Consider the following 21,026-nt stretch of genomic DNA (forward strand, 5'->3'; position numbering starts at 1 on the left):
CGTCCCAACGCGTTTTTTTGTGCCGTTACACGATCGGACGGCCCATGCCAACAGCCGGGGGCGAGGCATTGGCGCAGGGCCGACCAGCCCTGAAGGCAGACCACGATGACGAGGGCTTGGGAGCCGTCCACAACGTGCCTTCATCCGGGTGGCGGCCATTCCAGGCGTCAGGCCGATGAACCGCGGCGGCCGTCAAGACGTTGTACTCGGGAGAACGTGGAAGCATCTGCGATCGGCAGCGGTGATGTCTGTGTCCGAGAGAACAAGCCAGACAACCAGTGACGCGGCCCGCCGAGTGCGGAGAAGAAGCAATTCCCTATTGTTGGTTCTCGGGGTTGGATTTCTTGTTTTTGCCGTCGCATCGGCTGCACTTTATTTCGTGTTGCGGCCGGACACGCTCCGGATCGCCGTTGGACCGCCTGGCAGCGACGACGACAAGGTCATTCAGGCGATAGCCGATGCCTTCCGTACCGAGAGCCGGACCATCAGGCTGTCGCCGATCAAAACGGCGGGAGCGGCGGAGGCTCTTGCCCTGCTTGGCGCCGGCAAGGCCGATCTGGCCGTTGGCCGCGGCGACCTGGAGATGCCTGCCGAAGCACAGACCGTCGCGGTCTTGCGCAAGAACTTCGTCGTTCTGTGGACACCGTCCGGACGTGCAACCAAGACCTCGAAAAGAAAGCAGACGCCGAAAATCAAGGAGGTTGCCGATCTCGCGGGGCGTCATATCGGTATCATCGGGAAGACCGCGGCGAATGCCGCGTTGCTGCGGGTGATCCTGAGCGCCTCTGGGATTGAGGCGGACAAGGTCACCGTGACGCACTTCGGCACGGACCACCTCGACGAGCTGGCGCGCGACCTCCAGCTCGATGCCTTCATGGCGGTCGGGCCGCTCGACAGCAAAATCACATCTGACGCCATCGCTGCAACGGCGCGGATACGAGGCGAGCCGAAGTTTCTCGCCATCGAGACATCCGAAGCGATCGCCTTGAAGCATCCCCGGTATGAATCCGAGGAAATTCCGCCCAGCGTCTTCAATGCGGACCCGGCTTGGCCGGACGACAAGGTCGAGACGGTCAGCGTCAGCCACCTCATCGTGGCGAGAAAGACTCTGTCCGAAACGACCGTTGCCGCTTTCTTCCGGCAGCTCTTTGCCGTTCGTCAGACGATCGCGAAGCAGGTTCCCGGCGCCTCTCACATCACCAAGCCGGACCTCGAGAAGGACACCGAGTTGCCGGTCCATCGGGGAGCGGCGGCCGTGATCGACGGCAATGAACGCACGTTTCTCGACCGCTACGGCGATTACTTCTGGTTCGGGCTCCTGCTTCTCTCCGGCGTCGGCTCGGCCGCCGCTTGGCTGCGCCGCTATCTGAACCGCGACGAAAGGGAGGAAAACACCAGCCATCGCAAGAAAATCCTGGCGATGGTTTCCAGTGCGCGGACCGCGGAGTCCAACCAGCAGCTTCTGGGTCTCCAGCATGAGGCCGACGAGATCATCCGTGAAACCCTCGCGTGCTACGACGACGGTGCAATCGAGCAAGAGGAGCTCGCGGCTTTCGGGCTGGTTCTCGATCTGTTGCGCAACGCCATCGCCGAGAGGCGGGCGACGTTGCCACGTGCCAATGTCGAGACGGTTCGAGCGGCAACGACGGCGTCGCGAGGATCAGGCGGCACGTAAACCGGCCTGTCGGGACTCCCTTTGGCTTGCCAATTCCGCGAGGCCCGACGAGTCTGTCGGCCTCGGCGAGAGCGGTCTGCGCCGATGGGCAGTGCACGCTGACGTACCAAGACCGTCCGACCGAGCAATGTCATCGAGACTGTGCCGGGTCCCGCGTCACGGCTCAAACCGCCGTTCGAGCGGAGCGTAGCTGGACGCCCCAGGCCGCCAACTGCAGCAAGGCGGCGGCGGCAGCCATCACGCTGAAGGGCAAATATAGGATAATTCCTCGTTCCAACGGATTCTGGAAGTCGACGAGAAACACGTAGAGAATGTAATTCATTCCGATTATTCGCAGTAATTTCCAGCTCTTTGGACCGAGCAGCTCGTGCAGGTTTCCAAAGGAGAGAATGGCAAGAAGAATGGTTAGAGCCGCAGCGGCTCCGAAACGGAGGAACACAGCGACGGTCGGGACTGCGCCAATCCAGCAACGCCAGCTGACAAGGCCGAGATGAACAATGAGTGCGGCTGCGAAGGCAAGGCCAAGCTCGCGCCCACGCTGCTTCAACGGCAGAAACGTCGCACCAAACAGCGTCGTCAATGGCCCTCCGGCATATGCCGCCCAGAACCAAAGGAACTGGAGGCGTCCTGTCGCGAAAAGTGCGGCATTGGTGCCGTGCACGTCAGCGCCGCGGACCACGAGTATGATAGCCGCCAAAAACAGGCTGGCTGCAAAAGCCAAGCCGATCCACGATTTTGCCGGTCTGGATCGCATGTTCTGCACCTGGGCACCCGACGTCGCTTCAGTTCGCACGTAGCCCGAACGCCCGCCACAACGGGCCCGCACTCACAGGGCCCATCTCCAGTTCTCAAAGAGTCTACTGCAAAGTCGCGAGGGAATGACCGGCCAGAAGGAGTACCCCCCATCGAGAGGTACACACGACAGACGACGGACTTCGCCGTTCTTCGAGCTCCGCACGCGACTAAATCCACGGTTGTGATCCGCTCAGGCATATCCAAGTCGGACATGAACGAGCATGGAGCTCTGGCAGACGCGAGTTCCAAGGTGATGATCCACCCAGAGCAGGCCGCGGCCCATCTTCTGCCTCGGCTCGGCGAAACGGATTTGTCGTGGTTCCTATTTTTTGCAGCGGAGAATGACTACCTCTTTTGAGCGTAATGAAAGGCTCTCTTGCGACAACTTGGCTCTTCACGCCTTCCGCCTAAAATTCAATTATGGAGGCGCCCGGCAAAACTCGGCAACCAGCGCTACGGGCATGTTTGAAGCCGTGGAATTCGGAGGTGTTGGACCAATGCCTGTGCCAATTGAAATTTGGAATTGGAGAATGGATGATCTGGCGCCGTCGCCGATTGAGCCATCCTGGATCATTGAAGGCAATCCGGAAGCTCGCTTGCGCCTGCTGTCGGCAAGTGCATGCAACACTGCCAAAACCGTGATCTGGTCGTGCACCGAGGGCAAATTCAACTGGTACTACGATCGTGACGAGACGAGCGTGATCCTCGAAGGATGGATCATGCTCGAGAGCGAGGGGATGCCGCCGAAGCGATATGGCGTTGGCGATGTGATCATTTTTCGCAGAGGCGCGCACGCCAAATGGCACGTCCAGGGCTATGTGAGGAAGATCGCCTTCCTCCGCCATTCCCCGATCGGTATCGCCATGCATGTCGTCAACAAGGTCAAGTCCTTAATCACGCGGAACGTGCCGAAGATCGTCGCGGCTTCGTCCGTCGCCATTTCGAAGTAAAGATCGCACTTCGGCTGCTGGCCCGACGGTGGGCGTCGCCGGATATCCTTTCTTGCCAAGATGACGTCCCGCCAATGAAGTACCTGCCCATGACGTACCTGCTCTTGCCATGCCGGTTCTCCAAGATCATCCGCCCGGCGCGATGCGCAGCCGGTGCAACCGATGCAGCTCCTTTGCGGCATCCTTCATCAGGCCACGTGCTGCCTCATGTTCCTCGCCGGCGATGAAGCCTGACACAAAAGCCTGCGCGCGCCGGTTCGCCGGCGGCGCGGTCAAGGCCGCCTGCGTCGCCAGCTCGCGGTGTGCCATGAAGTCGTTGAGCGATCCCAGCGCGGATTGGATGCGCTTCAACACACCCGAGAGAGAAGCGAGCTCGTTCTGGTCGCGATCGCGATAGAGGCTCTCGAAGAAATCGAGGGCATAGCGGATTTTCTTGATTCGGATGCGCAGCTTGTGGCGTTGTCGCGGGTCGAGATCGCCCAATTGCTTGCCCTGCTTCCGCGCCTTCCGGATCCGCCGGTCAAGCACGTCGGCGGCATAGGCGACGATCGGTCGGTCATCGCCCGCGTGAGCACGTCCGGCCTCGATCCATTGCAGCACGTCGATCAGCATGCGGCGGTACCGGGGCGATGCGAGCGCGTTGCGCGCGCGGTCGAAGGCTTCCGATCTCTGCCCGGCGAACCTCCGCTGGATCGCACGAAGGCCCCGCTTCGGGACGCCCTGGTCGGCGACCGGCTCGATGCTCTCCTTCAGAAATACGTCGATCTCGCGCGCCGGCGCCAGCTCGTTCGTGAGCCATTTGAGCTCGGCCTTGATGCGCGCGGTGCTCGCGCGCGGCAGCACGTCCTTGAACAGGGAGATGGCGGCCCGCAGCCGTCGCAAGCCGACACGCATCTGGTGAACCCCTTCGGACTGCATCGTGCGCACCGGATCGGCATTCGCCGTGATCTGACGCATCGTCGAATGTGCGATCACGGAAAACGCCTCGCGAGGGGACATCGCCCGCTCCAGCGTGATCGGCTCGGCGCGCTGCGCACCCAAACCAGTTCCCGTCGCGAGCTGGAAGCCGCGATCAGCCTTCGAGCGCAGATCCAGTTCCGCACCCGTTCTGCGTTCGAGAGTCCGCGCCAGACGGAACAAATCGGCGACCTGTCCGGACTTCAATTCCAGCTCCAGCTCGGAAACGGGACGCGAGCGGCCTCCGACCTCGATGCGGCCGTGATCGATGGCAAGCTCGATCCGGCTGCTTCGGACCCGTCTTGCCTGGGTCGTACGATGAACATTGGTCCGAAACACCGGCTTCAGCTTGCGAGCAAGTTTCTTGCTGCGGGCGAGGTCGCCGAGCGGTGAATTCTTCGTCTTGGCGAGGTCCGGCTTCGTGCCGGCAATTTCATCCTCCCATTCGCCGCGCGTCATGCCAGCGGAGCCCCCCGCTTTCACGGTCTGCACAAACTGGCCGTCGACCTCGCGGACCCGCAGCGTCAGGCCATGTCGCCTGAGCTTGCGCTTGGGCGTGTCGAAATAGGTCGACACGAGCGTGTGCCGCGACGTGTCGCGGCGCCGCTGACGCGAACCGTCGTTGGGCAGCACGGACGACAATTTCCGCGGTGAAAGCTGGAATTTCAGTTCCGTTTCTGCGCTCATCGGACGACTTCCCGTTGCCCTTGAGAAGTGGCGCAGTCGCGGGAAGTTCCGCCCGCGGCCGCCATTTCGATGGGGGGTTCTCAATCCGAAGCGGCGCTTGTGAGCAGACAAGCGAAACCCATTGATGCCTTGCGGCCACGATGGATTTTCCGCAAAGAGCTCAGCTCGCCTGTCGCGCGATCATGCCGCTTCGGCGAGCAGCGCTGTCGGGTAGACCGGCTTGGCCAAGAATTTGGCCCCGGGCGGCAAAGGGCGGGGTAGCGGCCGCCCTGAAATGACGATGATCCGGACATCGGCGTCCTGCCGTTGAGCAAAGTGAGCGAGATCGACGCCATTCATCTTCCCGACCAGACTGATGTCCGTGACGATCAGGGAGGGGTGCCGTGCCTTCACCGCCAGAGCGGCGGTCTCCGCATCCTCGCATTGGAGCACCTCGAAGTTGTTGTCCTCGAGCAGCATCGCCAGCATTTCGCGCTGAATGTCGTCATCTTCGACGACGATTGCGGTCGGCCGGATCGGCTTTGATTGGCCCATGGTTGCACCTCACTTCATATCATTTGTTAAGTGCAAAGCCAGTGATTCTGTTCCGGCTGCGGTGTGCCGTGTTCCGCTCTCGGTTTCGCCTTTGGGGGTTACGCGACCACGGGCCGTCCGATTGACGGGCATCCCGGTCACTCGGAATCTCCGGCATGCGCCGCTTGAGATAGATCAACGTCAGGCGGGTCACTGTCGTCAGGATAGGGCTGGAGGGCGGTCCATGAACCTGCTGCTCAAGGAAATCCGGCACAGTCCACTGCTGTGGCTGCTGGTCTTCGTTCCCGTGGTCATCGTGTTGGCCCACCTCATGCCGAACGCGCACACGCTGCTGTTCGTGCTGGCGGTGATCGCCATCGTTCCGCTCGCAAGCCTGTTGAGCCACGCGACCGAGGCCGTCGCGGAGAAGACCGGTGACGCCGTCGGCGGGCTGTTGAACGCGACGCTTGGGAACTTGACGGAGCTCATCATTGCCGTGACGGCCTTGCGTGCCGGTGAGTACATGCTGGTCAAGGCGTCCATTGCCGGCGCCATCGTCACCAATTCGCTGTTCATGCTGGGAGCATCATTGCTTCTGGGCGGACTGAGGCATCACGTGCAGGACTACAACCGCGCAGGGGGACGGCTGCACTCCGCGTTGCTCCTGATGGCCACGATTGCCCTGCTTTCGCCGTCCGCGGTGGCCGACCTCAACTTTCAGGGAATCGAGGCCGCCGTTCATCGCCTGAGTGCAGCGCTGGCTGTTCTCCTGATTGTCGCCTACGGTCTCAGCCTGTTGTTCTCGCTGCGCACGCACAAGGAGCTGTTTGTGAGCGGCGAGCACGCCGAAGCGGCGGGCCTGGTGCTGCCGATCTCGATAGCTGTTCCGACGCTTTTGGTCGTGACCGTTCTGGTCGCGCTCGTGAGCGAGATATTCGTCGAGTCGGTCCAGAAGGCGGCCGAGACACTGGGTATGACACCGGCGTTCGTCGGTTTCATCGTCGTTGCCCTGGTCGGCGCGGCAGCCGAGATGGCGGTGGCATTCTCGGCCGCTCGGCGGAACCGGCTGGATATGAGCGTGAGCATCGCGTTGGGGAGTGCCTCCCAGATCGCCTTGTTCGTTGCGCCCCTCCTCGTGCTCCTCAGCTATCTTGTGGGACCGAAGCCGATGGATCTGCAATTCTGGCCGGGAGCCGTGACCATGGTGATGATCGCCAGCGTCGTCGCATGCTTCGTCACCAACGGTGGACGGTCGGCCTGGTTTGTCGGTGCGCTCTTGTTGTGCATCTATGCCATCTTCGCGATGACACTCTACATGGTGCCTCCAGGCTCCCACGGGCCCATCTAACACCTCAGGCGCCGCTCACTTCAGCTCCCGCAGAAGTTTTTGCGTCTCGCTCAACAAGTCGCGGATTTGCCTGCGCTCGCTCATGGCCTCGCCGGTATAGTAGCCGTGCTTGATCGCATTGCCGTTCCCATCAGGCGCTCCCGATCCCCATGCCCCGCCATGCATGCGGCAGCGCGCCTTGCCGCGCAGTGCCGGCGCGCGACAGGTCTCACCGTTGCGTGTTTGCGCGCCGCAGCGCGGGCTCTCTTGCATCGGTCCGGTGTTGCGGGCATGGCTCATGCGCCGACGGCGTCCACAAGGCCCTGCTGCGCAGCGATCATGTTCGCGTGCTGTGTGAAATGACCGACGACGGCCTTGCCGCCATCCTGCACGGACAGATTCTGCACCGTGATCGCGCACGCGCCGTTGCTGCGATGGCGGTTCAGGGCCTCCATCTGGCTCGCGAAGGTGCGCGATAGCCGGGTCAGGGCGCGCGTCAGGCTTTCCTGTTGCGTCACCTCGTTGGTGCAGGCGAGGCGGCAGGCGCAGCGCATTGTCGCGACCTGAATGCTCACCATCTGCGTCGCCAGCATGGCCTCGAGCGAATCCCTAGGCGCGATGCTCTTCAGCATCGAAATCATGAAGGAGAGATTGCCCTGGTCGGGCTTGAGCGCGACGGCGCTGGCTTTCACGAGCTGGCTCAGGAGACCGTGCAGCGCGTCGCGGTCGGCGGCGCCGAGCGCCTCGCCCAGCAGCTTCTCGCCGCTGTGCGGATCGGGGTGGTCGATCACGACGCGCCTGCGACGGAGTTTGACCTTTGGGACTGCGGTGATCGGGCCGCGATCGTCGGTCGGAATGGGCATGGCCTCGGTGGTTGTCAGGAATGTCGTCATGCGATGGGTCCTTTGCCGGCGCAAAGCGCGAAGGCTCGTTGTGAGCGAAGCCGATCGCGCGCTTGCTGACGCGGCGGTTTTGATTTTCAGATCTCGGGAAGGAATTTTCGTGCAAGCCAGGTCAAGGCGCCCATGAGGGCGTCGGTGACCACCGGCTGACCGCGCGATGATGCCATCATGCGCCTGTTTTGCCCGACGGGTCAAACCAAAATTTCTGATATTCAGCATCCTCACCGGGCCAAGCCGCGGTTCCGGCTGGCGCGGCTACTGTGCATGGGGTTGTTTTCGTCGTTTGGGCTGATCGGCCGCGCTCACTTGCCGCGGGGCAGGCGCGCGAGCAGCGGGCGCTGGCCTTCGTTGATCTTGGCGTACGCCTCCTCGAGGGTGAACCATTCGGCGCGATCGACCTCGGGAAAGGTTTGCCGCTTGCCGCTGCGCGGCGGCCATTCGATCTCGAAAGTGTTGCTGCGGATTTGGGCCGCCTCGACATCCAGCTCGGCCGCGAAGGCAGTGACGATCTTGCCGCCGCGCTGCCTGACCTCGCCGAGCGCGATCAGCGGCACGGACACGTCAACTCCGAGCTCTTCGGCAAACTCCCGTCGTGCCGCAAGCTCTGCGTTCTCGTCGGCATATTCGCCCTTGGGAATCGACCACGCCCCGAGATCCCTGTTGCGCCACAAGGGCCCGCCGGGATGGACGAGGAGCACCTCGCATGTGCGACGTTTTCGATAGGCAAGGATTCCGGCGCTTCTCGATGGCATCGCAAGGTTCCGTGCAGGCAGAGGGTCAAACTTCTCGTTCGGGAAAAATCTGGAACCGCGCCTCTTAGCGCAGGTTAGTAGCGAACGCTTGATCGAACAAAAGGGAGTGAACCATGATCCGCCTGCTGGCAACCACCGCATTGGGACTTGTGCTGGCGAGCGCCGCCTTCGCGCAATCGCCGCCGAGCGCGAACACGACGTCTCAGCAATCCTCGCCATCCCAGGACAAATCCGCAACGCCGTCGACCACCGCGCCCTCGGGTGCGGCGCAGTCGCAGCAGACCACCACGTCCCAGCCGCAGCAATCCTCGGGACCATCGGCGCAGAACACGCAGAGCACCGCACCATCGTCAGGACCCAGCGGTTCCAGCACCAATGCCGCCAACAGCGCTGACAATCAGTCACGGCCGCAGAACGGTACGGCAAGCTCGAGCACGACCAATCCACCCGCGACCCAGCAAAGCGCCAACCCGCCGGCCGCGACGAACACGAACCAGGCGCAAGATCGCTCCAGTCAACCGCCCGCCACCAGCAATCAGGCGCAACAGGCGCCGAGCGCGACCGGAGCCAATCAGACCCAGCAGGCGCCGGCCACCAACCAGGCGCAGGGCGAACGGACAGGGACCAATTCGCAAATGGCTGCCCGCCCCGACGCCAAGCTCGATCGGCAGCAGGAGACCAAGATCAGTGCCTCGATCTCGCATCTGAACGTACGGCCGCTGACCAACGTGAATTTCTCGCTGAGCGTCGGCACGGTGGTGCCGCGCGACGTGCAGCTGTCGACGCTGCCGCCCGATGTCGTCGAGATCGTGCCGCAATATCGCGGCTACAGCTTTGCGCTGGTCAAGGACGAGATCGTCGTGGTCGATCCCTCGACCTACAAGATCGTAACGGTGCTTCCATATTCGGGGCAGTCCACCGCGACGACGACGACCCGCGAGCGCAGCGCCAGCAAGTTCTCGGATCGCGATCGCGAGGTGATCCGCAAGCATGCCAGGGCCCGCATAGAGGAGCGGCGCGAACCGCGGACCACCGGCAGCAGCGCGCGCACCGAGATCCATGTCGGTGATCGCGTTCCCGAGAGTGTCGAAGTCGAGGAACTCCCGAGCACCGTCTACCGGGATGCGCCGGACCTGCGGGAGTACCGCTACATCCATCGCGACAGCAGGACTTATGTCGTCGAGCCGCACGAGCGTCGCGTGATCGAGGAAATCGATTAGCCGCCGCCGCAAGAAGCCGCTCCATCGAGCGGCTTCTTGGTCGCTCCATCAGCCCGAAGAGCGCTCGCGCGCCGCGACCCGGATAGCGTGGACCTTCGCACCCTTTGCGCGCGCGGCGATCATGCTGCGCGCCTTGCCGTGGGCTGTGCCGTTCTTGTGCAGCAGGGCAACGAGGCGCTTGCGGGCGCGGTTGGCCGAGAGCCGCGCCGCCAACTGTTCGGCCTTCCGGATGATTGTCGCGGTCGAGGGCGTGAGGTTCACCGGGACCCAAGCGACGTCCTTGGTCTTGGACAGGCTGCCGACACCCTCGCACGGCGCCTCGCGCGGCAGGTCGATCCGGATCGCCAGCGCGTCCGAGCGCTCGGTCCAGTCCTCGGCCTTGGTGCCGGTGATGATGCGGACATAGTCGCGCGTCTCGCGCGGCAGGTCGCTCTCCTTGGCGAGCCATTTCTGGATGCGCCCGGGACCCGCGTTGTAGGCGGCCGCGGCGAGGCCGAGATTGCCGAAATCGTCGCGGAGCTTGCGCAGGAATTTTGCCGACGCCGGCAGCGCCTTCATGGGATCGAAGGGGTCATCGAGCCCGACCTCGGCAGCTGTCTCGGGCATGAATTGCGCGACGCCTTGCGCGCCGGCCTGGCTGACCTCGTTGGACTTGAACCGGCTCTCTTGCCAGAGCAGGCGGGCAAAGAACGGCACCGGAATGCCGCTCTCCTCGGCCGCTTGCTTCAACGCGCGGCAGAATTGCTCCGAAGGTGACGCCGGCGCCTGCTCGGCGGTTTCAGTTGCCAGCGGCGGCTCGATCGTCTCCTCGTACGAGGCGCGCGCATTGGCAAGCTCGATGGCCTGCACGCTTGCGAGGAACAGTTCGACGAGCGGAACCAGCGAGGGCGCGCGATCGGACTTTGCTGTCGCATTATCGAAAGAGGAGGTTTGCGGGGGCGGCGGTGCGCTGACGTCGCACATCAGAATCAGGAACGCAGCGCAAGCCGCGACGAGAAATCGCATCTCGGTGAAAGTCCTCGAACTGTGGGGAACGACCGGCGGAGCGCCGGTAACAAGGACTTCTTAACTGTAATTGCGGCGAAGCTGCGATTTCGGGAGGCCGCCGGTGTTAGTACGGTGTTCCCGGCGCAGGCGGGTAAACGCGCGTTAAAGAATTGGTTCAAATCATCAGGCAATGAAGGCGAGCAGGGTCCCATTGGCCCTGGCCGGCGGCACCACGATCGCGGCTCCGCTGCGGACACCCGCTGAACCCAGCGCTTTCTCGGTTGCCGCGAGATCGCCGCTGGCGAGCACCAGCGCCGCGCCGCCGCGTTCGGACAGGCCTGCGAGCGGCACTCCGGGATAGCGTTTGCCGAGCTGGTCCAGCGTCAGATAGACGAAGGCGGCGCGGCCGCCGCCCGATGGCACCGTCACCGCGCCGTCGGCCTCGGCTTTCGGCTCGCGATCGATCAGCCGCGCCAGATGCGCTGCGTCCTTCGCGGGCTCGGGCGTTGCGATCAGCACCTCGCTGATCCGCTTCGCCGCATTGGCGTGCCTCATCAGCTCGGGGATCCACACCGTCTCGCGCGTCTTGTGCTGGCAGGCGAAGATGCGCGCGCCGCCGGGCGCCTCCGCGGTCGGCCACATGAAGGTGCGGAATTTGGCGGCCGAGACCGTGCCATCGGGCAGCGTCACCGGCCGCTCGAAATCGGTCGGACCGATCGGCGTCAGGCCGCGTGCGCGGATTTCTTCGGCGCCGGCGGCGCTATCGATCGCGGTGAAGGCGACGCGCTCGATGCCTTCGCCTTGCCGCTCGACAAAGGCGCGAGCAGGTGCGTTGTGTTCGGTTGGCGCCAGCACACCGAGCAGCTCCATGTAGTCAGGGTCGAACATGATGGTGTAGTTGCCGGTGCCCATATGCGCGCTGTGGGTGCCGCGCGGCGAGAGGGTGAAACCGAGCTGCCTGTAGTTTTCGGCGGCCTTGTCGAGGTCCCGCACCATGACCACGGCGTGGTCGATACCGATGACGTTCTTGAGGGCCACTGTGATTTCCCCGAATGCAAATGACTTTGGACGGCCTGGGCGGCCGCTGTCCTGTCTACGCCGGATAGGCGATCAAGTCATTTTCAATTCAGTGGGAGATCAGGGAATTTCATTCCGCGAAAACGCCGGGCGGCGCGTTGTGGGGTCAGCGATCCTGCTGGCCGATATAGGCGGCGAGGACGGCGCGCTCTTCGCCGGTCATCTCGGTGACGTTCCCCGGCGGCATCGCATTGGACCATGCGGCGACACGGCCGATCAGGCGGATGTTGCGGTGGACGTGCTCGGGCGCGTCGAGCAAGATGCCTTTCGGCGCGGTCACGATGCCGGCCCATACCGGTTCGGCCGCGTGGCACATGCTGCAACGGGACATCACGATCTCCTCGACGTCGGCGAGCGTCGGCTGCGCCGACAGCGCGCCCGTCTTGACCTCGCGCGGCCCGGCCGCGGACAGGAAGAGGATCGCGATCGCGCCCGCTGCTGCCACGCCCCACACCCACCATGGCGATTTGCGGCCGGCATGGCCCTCGTTGAAGAAATGCCGGATCACGGGCCCCAATGCCAGCACGATCGCGACGATGGCCCAGTTGAAGCGGGTGGCGTAGAGCAGGGGATAGTGGTTGCTGATCATCAGCACGACGACCGGCAAGGTCAGATAGTTGTTGTGGACCGAGCGCTCCTTGCTGGCTTTTCCGAGTTTGGGATCAGGCGCCTGTCCCGCGATCAGGCTGGCGACGATCTTCTTCTGGTTCGGGATGATCAGCGCAAAGACATTGGCGACCATGATGGTGCCGATGATCGCCGCGATCTGGTTAAAGGCGCCGCGCCCGCTCAGCACATGGGCGAAGGCGTAGGTCAGCGCCACCAGGAACAGATAGCCGCCGATGGCAAAGGGTAGCTCGCGCTGCGCCAACCCGGTGCGGCAGGCGGCCTCATAGAGCAGCCAGGCCAGCGCGAGGCTCGAGAAGCTGAACAGTCCGGCCTGGAATGGCGTGAGATCGAGGATCGACTTGTCGATCAGGAACAGATCGGCATCGAGATAATAAACCACCACCATCAGAGCGAAGCCGGACAGCCAGGTGGTGTAGGCCTCCCATTTGAACCAGGTCAGTTCGTCAGGCATCCGGCTTGGTGCCACCAGATATTTCATGATCCGGTAGAAGCCGCCGCCGTGGACCTGCCAGGCCTCGCCCTGCACGCCGTCAGGCAGGTCGCTCTTTTGCTTGAGGCCGAGGTCGAGCGCGATGAAATAGAACGAGCTGCCGATCCAGGCGATCGCAGCGACCACGTGCACCCAGCGCAGCAGCAGGCTCGCCCATTCGGATACGATCGATCCCCACATGATCACCCCATCAAATCGTGGTGTCGATGCGCCAGCGTCGATGATGCAGCCGGCGACCGTGCCCTCACAATGTGTTGCACTGATCCGCGCCATTTTCCAGTACGATGGGCCATCCCCAATGCACATCGTGCGGGCACGAGCTGACGTGGGATTTGGCAGGGAAGTCCGGGAGGAAGGCGACGTGATATCTCGTGTTTCGCACATGATGGTGCCCGTATGGCTCTTGGTCGCCAGCGCCGGCGCGCAAGCCGAACCCGTTCTGCAGGGCGAGGACGCCTATGGCAGCTGGCAGGCCGACAAGCCCGGCACGGTCAGGCTGATCCGCCCACAGGATCTGGCCAAGCCCGGCGCCTCGCGATCGGTCTCAAACCCCGCGCGGGTGACCGCACGCGGACGTATGACGCCGCTCGTGCCGGAGGGATTCAAGGTCGAGCTGTTGGCTGAGGGCCTCTCCGATGCACGCGTGCTGCGCGTCGCGCCGAATGGCGACATCTTCGTTGCCGAGACCGGACCCGGGCGCATTCGCGCGCTGCGTCTCGGGGAGGGCGGCAAGCTTGCGACCAACGATGTCTTTGCCAGCGGGCTCACCCGTCCTTTCGGCATCGCCTTCTTCCCGAACGGCGACAATCCGCAATGGATCTATGTCGCCACTGCCAGCAATGTCGTTCGCTTTCCCTATCGCACCGGTGACTTGAAGGCGTCGGCCAAGCCTGACCTCGTCGTCGCGAACCTTGCGCAGGCATCGGGCCATTCGACCCGCGACATCGTGTTCACGCCTGATAGCAAACGCATGCTGGTGTCGGTTGGCTCCGCCAGCAATGTCGGCGAAGGCATGGGCAGCCCACCAGGCGGCATAGAGGCCTGGTCGCGCACGCAGGCGCTCGGTGCATCCTGGGGATATGAGGCCGGGCGTGCGGCGGTGCTATCATTCGATCCCGAAGGCAAGGATCGCAAGCTTTACGCCACCGGCATCCGCAACTGCGTCGGCCTTGCAATCCAGCCGCAGACGGGATTGCCCTGGTGCTCGACCAACGAGCGCGATGGTCTCGGCGACGATCTCGTGCCCGACTATGTCACCAGCGTGAAGGAGGGCGCCTTCTACGGCTGGCCCTGGTTCTACATCGGCAACAACGAAGACCCGCGCCTTTCAGGCGCGCGGCCAGACCTCAAGGACAAGGTGACGATACCCGATGTGCTGGTGCAACCGCATTCGGCCTCGCTCGGCATGACCTTCTACCAGGGCACGCAGTTTCCATCGGAATATCAGGGCGACGCCTTCGCCGCCGAACACGGCTCCTGGAACCGCTCGAAGCGCACCGGCTACAAGGTGATCCGTATCAGGATGAAAGATGGCAAGCCGACCGGCGAGTATGAGGACTTTGTGACGGGCTTCGTCGTGAACGACAGCCAGGTGTGGGGACGCCCGGTCGGCATCGCGGTCGCGAAGGATGGCGCCCTGCTGATCTCGGAAGATACCGGCGGCACGATCTGGCGGGTGACTCACTAGCGAGGGCGAGGGAAACGTCTTACCCCCGCCTGACGCTCGCGCCGCCATCGACGGGCAGCGTCACGCCCGTGATGAAATTGGCTTCATCCGACGCCAGGAACAGCGCGGCATTCGCGACGTCCCACCCGGTGCCCATCTTCTTGCGCAGCGGCACCTTGCTGTCGCGGTCGGCTTCGACTTCGGCGCGGGTTTTGGACCATTCGCGGGCGCGGGTGTCCACCGCCATCGGCGTGTTCATCAGGCCGGGCAGGATGACGTTGGCGCGGATGCCGTATTCGGCGTTCTGATAGGCGAGCTGTTCGGTGAAGGCGATCATGGCTGATTTCGTCGCCTTGTAGGCGACGTAAGGATAGGTCGTGATCGCAGCCATCGAGGAGATGTTGATGATGGCGCCGCTCTTCTGCGCGCGCATGATCGGAATGACTTCCTTCGCCGCGAGAATGCAGCTCTTCAGATTGATGGCGACGACGCGATCGAACGCCTCCTCGGTGATTTGAAGCAGCTCGGCATCACCGCCGGACAGGCTGACGCCGACATTGTTGTGCAGCACGTCGATGCGGCCCCAGCGCGATGTGGCATCGGCGACCATCGCCTTGATGTCGGCCGAGCTCGTCACGTCGGCCTTGAAGGCCACGGCGGTGCCTTGATTGGCAGCGATCAGATCGACGGTTTCCTGGGCCGACTCCAGATGATGGTCGACACACAGCACCTTGGCGCCCTCGCGCGCGAAGGTGAGCGCGGTGGCGCGGCCGTTGCCCATGCCTTCGCCCGGACTCTGGCCGGCACCGACGACGATCGCAACCTTGTCTCTCAGACGCATTACGTTTTCTCCCTGCCTTTTCATCACGATAGCACGGGCCGATCGCGGCGGAAGACGGATCATGCGGCGGGATGGCCGCCAGGCGCACGCCGTCCGACTGAACCTGCATGGCTGTGGCACGGCGGCGAAAGCACATGCTGGGCCAACGACTTGCTGCCGCGCAGGAACCGACTTCAGGCGACCGCGTTTGCTGCCGGAGCCTGTCCTGCGCTAGGCTCCGTCCCGGGGATTCCCAACCACCAGTGGCTTGCCGATGAATCTGCTTGATCCACAAGGCCCCGTGGCTGCGGCCAACAGCACCATATTGGTTGATTCCGTCTTCATCATGCTCGCGATCGTGGTGCCGACCATCTTCGCGATCCTGGCTTTTGCGTTCTGGTTTCGGGCCTCGAACACGAAAGCGCGCTACCGGCCTGACTTCGTCTATTCCGGCCGCGTCGAGATGGTGGTGTGGGCGATCCCCGCGCTCACCGTAATCCTGCTCGGTGGCGTCGCATGGATCGGCTCGCACCAACTCGATCCCGCAGCGCCCGTTCCCGGCACAGGCAGCCCCGTGCGCATCCAGGCCGTCTCGCTCGACTGGAAATGGCTCTTCATCTATCCGGACCAGCGCATCGCCACGGTCAACTCGCTGACGGTGCCGGCCGGCGCCGAACTGAACATCCAGCTGACGTCGTCCAGCGTGATGAACGTGTTCTTCATCCCGCAGCTCGGCAGCATGATCTACACCATGAACGGCATGGTGACGAAGCTGAACCTGCGCGCCGACAATCAGGGCAAGCTGCAGGGCCTGTCAGCGCATTTCTCCGGCGACGGCTTTCCGGACATGATGTTCGACGTCAACGTCGTCTCGCCGCTGGCCTTTCCAGACTGGGTCACGACCACGGCGAAGACCGACGCCGTGCTGAACGAAGACAGCTACAAGAAGCTGATGCAGCAGGGAATCGAGAAGGGCAGACCGACCTATCGCCTGGAAGACCCGCGCCTGTTCGACCTTATCGCCACCCAGCACATCCCGCCGGGACCGGGGCCGGAGCTCGTCTCCGATGCCGGCCGTCCCCACAGTGGAGGCCACGATGCTCGGTAAGCTCGATTGGTCGGCCATCCCATTGGATCAACCCATTCCTCTTGCGGCGGGCGGCGTGGTGCTCCTTGTGATCCTGGGCGTGTTGGCCTGGGTCGTGGTGAAGGGGCATCTGCCCTATCTCTGGCACGAATGGATCACGAGCGTCGACCACAAGCGCATCGGCGTCATGTACATCCTGTTGGCCTCGGTGATGCTGCTGCGCGGCGGCAGCGACGCCATCATGATGCGGATCCAGCAGGCGATTGCCTACCAGTCACAGGGGTATCTCCCGCCGGAGCACTACAACCAGATCTTCTCGGCGCACGGCACCATCATGATCTTCTTCGTGGCGATGCCCTTCGTGATCGGGCTGATGAATTTGGTGGTGCCGCTCCAGCTCGGCGTGCGCGATGTCGCGTTTCCGACATTGAATTCCGTCGGCTTCTGGCTGACTGCGACCGGTGCGCTGCTGGTCAATCTGTCGCTCGTGATCGGTGAGTTTGCCCGGACCGGCTGGCTCGCCTTTCCGCCGCTTTCGGAGCTGTCCTACTCACCGGGCGTCGGCGTCGACTATTACGCCTGGTCGCTGCAGATTTCCGGCGTCGGCACGCTCGTCGCCGGCATCAATCTCGTCACCACCGTGCTGAAGCTGCGCACCAAGGGCATGAACTATCTGCGCATGCCGATGTTCTGCTGGACCACGTTAGCCTCGAACCTCCTGATCGTTGCGGCCTTCCCGATCCTCACCGCGACGCTTGCGATGCTGCTGCTCGATCGCTATCTCGGCTTCCACTTCTTCACCAACGAAGCTGGCGGCAACGTCATGATGTTCATGAACCTGATCTGGGCCTGGGGGCATCCCGAGGTCTATATTCTGGTGCTGCCGGCGTTCGGTGTCTATTCCGAGGTCGTATCGACCTTCTCCAGCAAGCCACTGTTCGGCTATCGCTCGATGGTGCTCGCCACCATGGCGATCTGCATCATCTCCTTCATGGTCTGGCTGCATCACTTCTTCACGATGGGGGCTGGGCCTGATGTCAACGCCATATTCGGCATCGCCAGCATGATCATCGCGGTGCCCACGGGCGTGAAAATCTACAATTGGCTGTTCACCATGTATGGCGGTCGAATCCGCTTCGCGACGCCGATGCTGTGGTCTGTCGGCTTCATGGTGACCTTCATCATCGGCGGACTGACGGGCGTTCTGGTCGCGGTACCGCCAGCCGATTTCATGCTTCACAACAGCATGTTTCTGGTTGCTCATTTCCACAACGTCATCATCGGTGGCGTCCTCTTCGCCGCTTTCGCGGGGTTCGAATACTGGTTCCCGAAGGCGTTTGGCTTCCGGCTCGACGAGCGCTGGGGCAAGGTGGGGTTCTGGTTCACCTTTGTCGGCTTCTGGGTCACGTTCATGCCGCTTTATATCGCCGGCATGTTGGGCATGACCCGGCGCATGCAGCATTACGACGTGGCGGAGTGGCGGCCCTGGATGCTGGTGGCCGCGTTCGGCATGTTGTTACTGACGATCGGCGTGCTTGCGCAGGTCACTCAGATCGTCGTCAGTATCCGGAACCGGGAAGCGTTGCGGGATCGCACCGGGGATCCCTGGGATGGCCGTTCACTCGAATGGGCGACGTCGTCCCCGCCACCGGTCTTTAACTTCGCCTTCGATCCCGATGTTCGTGGCGAGGATGCCTATTGGGCGTTGAAGCACCACGCCAAGCAGCAGCAGCTCGAGGATCATTCCGGGCCGGAATACCAGGACATTGAGATGCCCAAGAATTCGCCGACCGGCTTTGTCTGCGCATTCTTTGCCACCGTGATGGGCTTTGCGTTGATCTGGCACATCTGGTGGATGGTCATTCTTGGCGGTGTCGGAGCGTTCGCGACCTTTGTCGTGTTCGCGTGGCGTGATCACGACGAATACGTCATACCGGCAGCCGAGGTCGAACGGATTGATCGCATCAACATCGAGGAGCGTCGCAACCTCGTAAGCCTGGCGGGGACGCTCTGATGACGATGACCGCGACCCTCGGGCACGCTCACGCCGACCCGCATCATATTGGCCGCGCCACCGAGCATCCGGGTCCGGCGCCGAAGCGGATCGTCACCGCCTACGGCTTCTGGGTGTTCCTGCTCTCGGACATCGTGATGTTCTCCTGCTTCTTTGCGGCCTATGCCGTGCTGGTCGATCAGACCGCCGGCGGCCCCAAGGGCTCGGAGATCTTCGAGCAGCGCAACGTCGCGATCGAGACCGTCTGCCTGCTACTTTCGAGCTTCACCTGCGGCATGGCCGGCATCGCGGCCGACGTTCGCAACCGGCTCTGGTTCTATCTGGCTATGGCCGTCACCTGCGTGCTTGGCCTCATCTTCCTGGCCATCGAGTTCAAGGAATTCGCCGACCTCGTCGCCCGCGGCTATGGCCCCTCGCGTAGCGCCTTCTTGACTGCATTCTTCTCGCTGGTCGGGTGCCACGGATTGCACGTGTCGGCTGGCGTGCTCTGGCTGCTCACCATGATGGCCCAGGTGTTCGCAAAGGGGTTTCGGGCCGACGTCCTGCGCCGGATGATGTGCTTTGCGCTGTTCTGGCATGCGCTCGACATCATCTGGGTGGGGGTTTTTTCCGTCGTCTACCTGCTTGGAGGTGGCGCATGAGCGATCAGACGCACATGCACGTCGAACACGACATCGCGCCTGGCGATGAAGAGCAACACAGTGTCCGCGAGCGCATTCTCGGCTATGTCGTCGGTCTTGGCCTCGCGCTGCTGCTCACCGCAACCTCGTTCTTCATTGCCGGCACCAATCTGGTCTGGCAGCCTTCGATTCCCGTCGCGTTGATCGTGCTGGCCATTGCGCAAATGGGCGTGCACCTCGTCTTCTTCCTGCACATCACCACGGGGCCCGACAACACCAACAACGTGTTGGCGTTGGCCTTCGGGCTTCTGGTCGTCTTCCTGGTGGTCGGGGGCACTGTCTGGATCATGGCGCATCTCAACCAGAACATGCCGCCGATGGACCAGATCATGCAGATGCCGCGCTGAACTTAAGTCGTGGCGATCCGCAATGTCGTCTCTCCGGCCCACGACAAGGGGCGGGAGCGCGGTCCGGCTCGACAATTCAGATCGGGGCGCTGGAGACGCCGGCTGGCGAAGTGGCGCAGAAGCGCAATGTTCTCACAATCCGCGCACCTTAACCCTCATTGGCTGAGGCTGCCGAATCGATCGGCGTGCGCGGATGGAGTTCCATGTCCAATACGTTTCTCTTCTTCAGGGCGCTCGCGTCCAATCCGTTGATGGTCGGCGCCATCGCCCCCTCTGGGCCGGTGCTTGCAGATCTCATCACGAGGGAGGTCGATCCGTCGGATGGACCGGTCCTTGAACTCGGGCCCGGCACCGGAGTCTTTACCGAGGCCCTGCTCGCCCGCGGCGTCCGTCAGACCGATTTGACGCTTATCGAATCCGGCTCCGATTTTGCCCGTGTCCTCCGATTGCGCTTCCCCGAAGCCCGCGTGCTCCGGATGGATGCAGCGCGGCTAGGCGTCAGCCGCCTGCTCGGCAACGCATCTTTGGGTTGCGCGATCAGCGGACTGCCATTGCTGAACATGTCGGCCAGAAAGGTCACTGCCATCCTGATCGGCGTGTTTTCTCTGCTGCGCAACGGCGGCGCACTTTACCAGTTCACCTATGGCGTTCGTTGCCCGGTGCCGCGGCGCTTGCTCGACCGTCTCGGCCTCAAGGCGAGTCTCCATGGCCGGGTGCTGCGGAATTTTCCGCCCGCCCAGGTCTACAAGATCGTCCGGCGCAAACGGCTGACATCGCGCGAGGGTGGAATATGACCGGCCTGTCCGATTTGCCGGCCTTCGTCTCCGATCTGGCCGGTTGGGGGGTTCTTGGCTTGACGTTGTGTGCGGCCATGGAAAAGCTTGTCCCGATCGTACCGTCCTACGGCGTGCTGATCGTGCTCGGCATGTTCGTCGTTCCGGACGTGGCCGGTTTGCCCTGGGCCCTTGCGGCAACTACAGCCGGCTCTACGCTCGGCTCGCTGATCTGGTACGCGGCGGGGAGGTGGTTCGGCCCTCAGCGCGGTGAGGCATTGGTGCAACGCGCGGGATGTTATCTGAGCCTTCGGGTCGAAAAATATCGCCAACTGACGGGCTCATACCACCGCAACCAGTTCTGGATCACCGTGAGCTCCCAGGTCATTCCCCTGGTCCGCGTCTACATGGCTTTTCCTGCCGGGGTGATGGCCATTCCACTGACGTGCTTCACGACGGCGACCTTCGTCGGGGCTCTTGCCTGGAACGCGCCATTTCTGATGCTGGGCTATGGTTTGCGCGAAAGTCATATCGATCCGTCGACGGCGGCCTCCACCGCCATCAGCGGCATTGTCGTCGTCGAGGTCATGTTTGCTCTCGCATTCCGCTTCATCCGCGGCCGGGCTTGAGCCGCGACAGCCGAATGGCTGGGATCGATCGCGATGCGCCGGGCCATA

The 21,026-nt window shown here is 63.1% G+C and carries 21 protein-coding genes; 11 read left to right on the forward strand and 10 right to left on the reverse strand.

What is annotated here, in order from left to right; translation table 11 throughout:
- Nucleotides 1–244: 244 nt before the first annotated feature.
- On the forward strand, nt 245–1,675 hold the full coding sequence (locus BM222_RS07380; protein WP_177243072.1) for a TAXI family TRAP transporter solute-binding subunit: 1,431 nt from the start codon (nt 245–247) through the stop codon (nt 1,673–1,675).
- 163 nt (nt 1,676–1,838) lie between these two features.
- Here BM222_RS07380 and BM222_RS07385 read toward each other — a convergent pair whose 3' ends face one another.
- Nucleotides 1,839–2,429, reverse strand: a complete 591-nt coding sequence (locus BM222_RS07385; RefSeq protein WP_143105907.1) for a hypothetical protein — start codon at nt 2,427–2,429, stop codon at nt 1,839–1,841.
- Nucleotides 2,430–2,967: 538 nt separating this feature from the next.
- On the opposite strand from BM222_RS07385, the gene BM222_RS07390 reads away from it, so the two are divergent.
- Entirely contained in the window at nt 2,968–3,420 is a 453-nt protein-coding gene (locus BM222_RS07390; RefSeq protein WP_092227613.1) for a cupin domain-containing protein, read from the forward strand.
- Nucleotides 3,421–3,546: 126 nt separating this feature from the next.
- On the opposite strand, the gene BM222_RS07395 is transcribed toward BM222_RS07390, so the two are convergent.
- Both BM222_RS07395 and BM222_RS07400 read right to left on the reverse strand, forming a co-directional pair.
- Nucleotides 3,547–5,064: a CYTH and CHAD domain-containing protein gene (locus BM222_RS07395; protein ID WP_092227614.1), complete on the reverse strand. Its 1,518-nt coding sequence runs from the start codon at nt 5,062–5,064 to the stop codon at nt 3,547–3,549.
- A gap of 180 nt (nt 5,065–5,244) precedes the next feature.
- Nucleotides 5,245–5,598 carry a response regulator gene (locus BM222_RS07400; protein WP_092227615.1) on the reverse strand — a complete coding sequence of 118 codons (354 nt, stop codon included), beginning with the start codon at nt 5,596–5,598 and terminating at the stop codon, nt 5,245–5,247.
- Between the two features lie 223 nt (nt 5,599–5,821).
- Here BM222_RS07400 and cax point away from each other — a divergent pair, with 223 nt between their 5' ends.
- Nucleotides 5,822–6,925 (forward strand): calcium/proton exchanger, encoded by a 1,104-nt coding sequence (gene cax, locus BM222_RS07405; protein ID WP_092227616.1) that lies wholly within the window; start codon nt 5,822–5,824, stop codon nt 6,923–6,925.
- A 15-nt stretch (nt 6,926–6,940) separates the two neighbouring features.
- Here the strand turns inward: cax and BM222_RS07410 are convergent, their stop codons facing one another.
- From BM222_RS07410 to BM222_RS07420, 3 genes are all read right to left on the reverse strand, one after another.
- Complete coding sequence (locus BM222_RS07410) at nt 6,941–7,204, reverse strand: HGGxSTG domain-containing protein (protein ID WP_092227617.1); 264 nt, start codon at nt 7,202–7,204, stop codon at nt 6,941–6,943.
- On the reverse strand, nt 7,201–7,797 hold the full coding sequence (locus BM222_RS07415; protein WP_092227618.1) for a hypothetical protein: 597 nt from the start codon (nt 7,795–7,797) through the stop codon (nt 7,201–7,203). The genes BM222_RS07410 and BM222_RS07415 overlap by 4 nt, the downstream gene beginning before the upstream one ends.
- Before the next feature lie 311 nt (nt 7,798–8,108).
- Nucleotides 8,109–8,558 (reverse strand): NUDIX hydrolase, encoded by a 450-nt coding sequence (locus tag BM222_RS07420; RefSeq protein ID WP_092227619.1) that lies wholly within the window; start codon nt 8,556–8,558, stop codon nt 8,109–8,111.
- A gap of 113 nt (nt 8,559–8,671) precedes the next feature.
- Here BM222_RS07420 and BM222_RS07425 point away from each other — a divergent pair, with 113 nt between their 5' ends.
- Nucleotides 8,672–9,778, forward strand: coding sequence for a DUF1236 domain-containing protein (locus tag BM222_RS07425; protein WP_092227620.1), 1,107 nt, complete (start codon nt 8,672–8,674; stop codon nt 9,776–9,778).
- A gap of 48 nt (nt 9,779–9,826) precedes the next feature.
- On the opposite strand, the gene BM222_RS07430 is transcribed toward BM222_RS07425, so the two are convergent.
- The 3 genes from BM222_RS07430 to BM222_RS07440 form a co-directional block, all read right to left on the reverse strand.
- Nucleotides 9,827–10,783, reverse strand: coding sequence for a lytic transglycosylase domain-containing protein (locus tag BM222_RS07430; RefSeq protein WP_092227621.1), 957 nt, complete (start codon nt 10,781–10,783; stop codon nt 9,827–9,829).
- A 165-nt stretch (nt 10,784–10,948) separates the two neighbouring features.
- Nucleotides 10,949–11,803 (reverse strand): VOC family protein, encoded by an 855-nt coding sequence (locus BM222_RS07435; RefSeq protein WP_092227622.1) that lies wholly within the window; start codon nt 11,801–11,803, stop codon nt 10,949–10,951.
- A gap of 145 nt (nt 11,804–11,948) precedes the next feature.
- Nucleotides 11,949–13,142: a urate hydroxylase PuuD gene (locus tag BM222_RS07440; protein ID WP_177243056.1), complete on the reverse strand. Its 1,194-nt coding sequence runs from the start codon at nt 13,140–13,142 to the stop codon at nt 11,949–11,951.
- 205 nt (nt 13,143–13,347) lie between these two features.
- On the opposite strand from BM222_RS07440, the gene BM222_RS07445 reads away from it, so the two are divergent.
- Nucleotides 13,348–14,649, forward strand: a complete 1,302-nt coding sequence (locus BM222_RS07445; RefSeq protein WP_502690874.1) for a PQQ-dependent sugar dehydrogenase — start codon at nt 13,348–13,350, stop codon at nt 14,647–14,649.
- Between the two features lie 19 nt (nt 14,650–14,668).
- Here BM222_RS07445 and BM222_RS07450 read toward each other — a convergent pair whose 3' ends face one another.
- Nucleotides 14,669–15,469, reverse strand: coding sequence for an SDR family NAD(P)-dependent oxidoreductase (locus BM222_RS07450; protein WP_092227625.1), 801 nt, complete (start codon nt 15,467–15,469; stop codon nt 14,669–14,671).
- Nucleotides 15,470–15,722: 253 nt separating this feature from the next.
- Between BM222_RS07450 and BM222_RS07455 the strand changes: the two genes are divergently transcribed.
- The 6 genes from BM222_RS07455 (at nt 15,723) to BM222_RS07480 (ending at nt 20,978) form a co-directional block, all read left to right on the forward strand.
- The gene (locus BM222_RS07455; protein ID WP_092227626.1) at nt 15,723–16,556 is read left to right on the forward strand and encodes a cytochrome ubiquinol oxidase subunit II family protein; all 834 of its coding nucleotides are present in this window, start codon (nt 15,723–15,725) and stop codon (nt 16,554–16,556) included.
- The gene (gene cyoB / locus BM222_RS07460; protein WP_092227763.1) at nt 16,546–18,549 is read left to right on the forward strand and encodes a cytochrome o ubiquinol oxidase subunit I; all 2,004 of its coding nucleotides are present in this window, start codon (nt 16,546–16,548) and stop codon (nt 18,547–18,549) included. Before BM222_RS07455 ends, cyoB begins: the two co-directional genes overlap by 11 nt.
- Complete coding sequence (locus tag BM222_RS07465) at nt 18,549–19,190, forward strand: cytochrome (ubi)quinol oxidase subunit III (RefSeq protein ID WP_092227627.1); 642 nt, start codon at nt 18,549–18,551, stop codon at nt 19,188–19,190. Before cyoB ends, BM222_RS07465 begins: the two co-directional genes overlap by 1 nt.
- Nucleotides 19,187–19,576, forward strand: a complete 390-nt coding sequence (cyoD, locus tag BM222_RS07470; protein WP_092227628.1) for a cytochrome o ubiquinol oxidase subunit IV — start codon at nt 19,187–19,189, stop codon at nt 19,574–19,576. Before BM222_RS07465 ends, cyoD begins: the two co-directional genes overlap by 4 nt.
- Nucleotides 19,577–19,779: 203 nt before the next feature.
- Nucleotides 19,780–20,370 (forward strand): class I SAM-dependent methyltransferase, encoded by a 591-nt coding sequence (locus BM222_RS07475; RefSeq protein WP_092227764.1) that lies wholly within the window; start codon nt 19,780–19,782, stop codon nt 20,368–20,370.
- Nucleotides 20,367–20,978 (forward strand): DedA family protein, encoded by a 612-nt coding sequence (locus BM222_RS07480; RefSeq protein ID WP_092227629.1) that lies wholly within the window; start codon nt 20,367–20,369, stop codon nt 20,976–20,978. Before BM222_RS07475 ends, BM222_RS07480 begins: the two co-directional genes overlap by 4 nt.
- Nucleotides 20,979–21,026 lie beyond the last annotated feature (48 nt).

This window comes from Bradyrhizobium sp. Gha (genome assembly GCF_900113735.1).
GTDB lineage: Bacteria > Pseudomonadota > Alphaproteobacteria > Rhizobiales > Xanthobacteraceae > Bradyrhizobium.

Bases quoted from the DNA above. Each gene is read 5' to 3' on its own strand.
- BM222_RS07445 (WP_502690874.1), top strand. From the start codon at position 13,348: ATGGTGCCCGTATGGCTCTTGGTCGCCAGCGCCGGCGCGCAAGCCGAA.
- BM222_RS07475 (WP_092227764.1), top strand. From the start codon at position 19,780: ATGTCCAATACGTTTCTCTTCTTCAGGGCGCTCGCGTCCAATCCGTTG.
- BM222_RS07455 (WP_092227626.1), top strand. From the start codon at position 15,723: ATGAATCTGCTTGATCCACAAGGCCCCGTGGCTGCGGCCAACAGCACC.
- cyoD (WP_092227628.1), top strand. From the start codon at position 19,187: ATGAGCGATCAGACGCACATGCACGTCGAACACGACATCGCGCCTGGC.
- BM222_RS07395 (WP_092227614.1), bottom strand. From the start codon at position 5,064: ATGAGCGCAGAAACGGAACTGAAATTCCAGCTTTCACCGCGGAAATTG.
- cyoB (WP_092227763.1), top strand. From the start codon at position 16,546: ATGCTCGGTAAGCTCGATTGGTCGGCCATCCCATTGGATCAACCCATT.
- BM222_RS07385 (WP_143105907.1), bottom strand. From the start codon at position 2,429: ATGCGATCCAGACCGGCAAAATCGTGGATCGGCTTGGCTTTTGCAGCC.
- cax (WP_092227616.1), top strand. From the start codon at position 5,822: ATGAACCTGCTGCTCAAGGAAATCCGGCACAGTCCACTGCTGTGGCTG.
- BM222_RS07465 (WP_092227627.1), top strand. From the start codon at position 18,549: ATGACGATGACCGCGACCCTCGGGCACGCTCACGCCGACCCGCATCAT.
- BM222_RS07380 (WP_177243072.1), top strand. From the start codon at position 245: ATGTCTGTGTCCGAGAGAACAAGCCAGACAACCAGTGACGCGGCCCGC.
- BM222_RS07390 (WP_092227613.1), top strand. From the start codon at position 2,968: ATGCCTGTGCCAATTGAAATTTGGAATTGGAGAATGGATGATCTGGCG.
- BM222_RS07420 (WP_092227619.1), bottom strand. From the start codon at position 8,558: ATGCCATCGAGAAGCGCCGGAATCCTTGCCTATCGAAAACGTCGCACA.
- BM222_RS07430 (WP_092227621.1), bottom strand. From the start codon at position 10,783: ATGCGATTTCTCGTCGCGGCTTGCGCTGCGTTCCTGATTCTGATGTGC.
- BM222_RS07410 (WP_092227617.1), bottom strand. From the start codon at position 7,204: ATGAGCCATGCCCGCAACACCGGACCGATGCAAGAGAGCCCGCGCTGC.
- BM222_RS07425 (WP_092227620.1), top strand. From the start codon at position 8,672: ATGATCCGCCTGCTGGCAACCACCGCATTGGGACTTGTGCTGGCGAGC.
- BM222_RS07480 (WP_092227629.1), top strand. From the start codon at position 20,367: ATGACCGGCCTGTCCGATTTGCCGGCCTTCGTCTCCGATCTGGCCGGT.
- BM222_RS07415 (WP_092227618.1), bottom strand. From the start codon at position 7,797: ATGACGACATTCCTGACAACCACCGAGGCCATGCCCATTCCGACCGAC.
- BM222_RS07450 (WP_092227625.1), bottom strand. From the start codon at position 15,469: ATGCGTCTGAGAGACAAGGTTGCGATCGTCGTCGGTGCCGGCCAGAGT.
- BM222_RS07400 (WP_092227615.1), bottom strand. From the start codon at position 5,598: ATGGGCCAATCAAAGCCGATCCGGCCGACCGCAATCGTCGTCGAAGAT.
- BM222_RS07440 (WP_177243056.1), bottom strand. From the start codon at position 13,142: ATGTGGGGATCGATCGTATCCGAATGGGCGAGCCTGCTGCTGCGCTGG.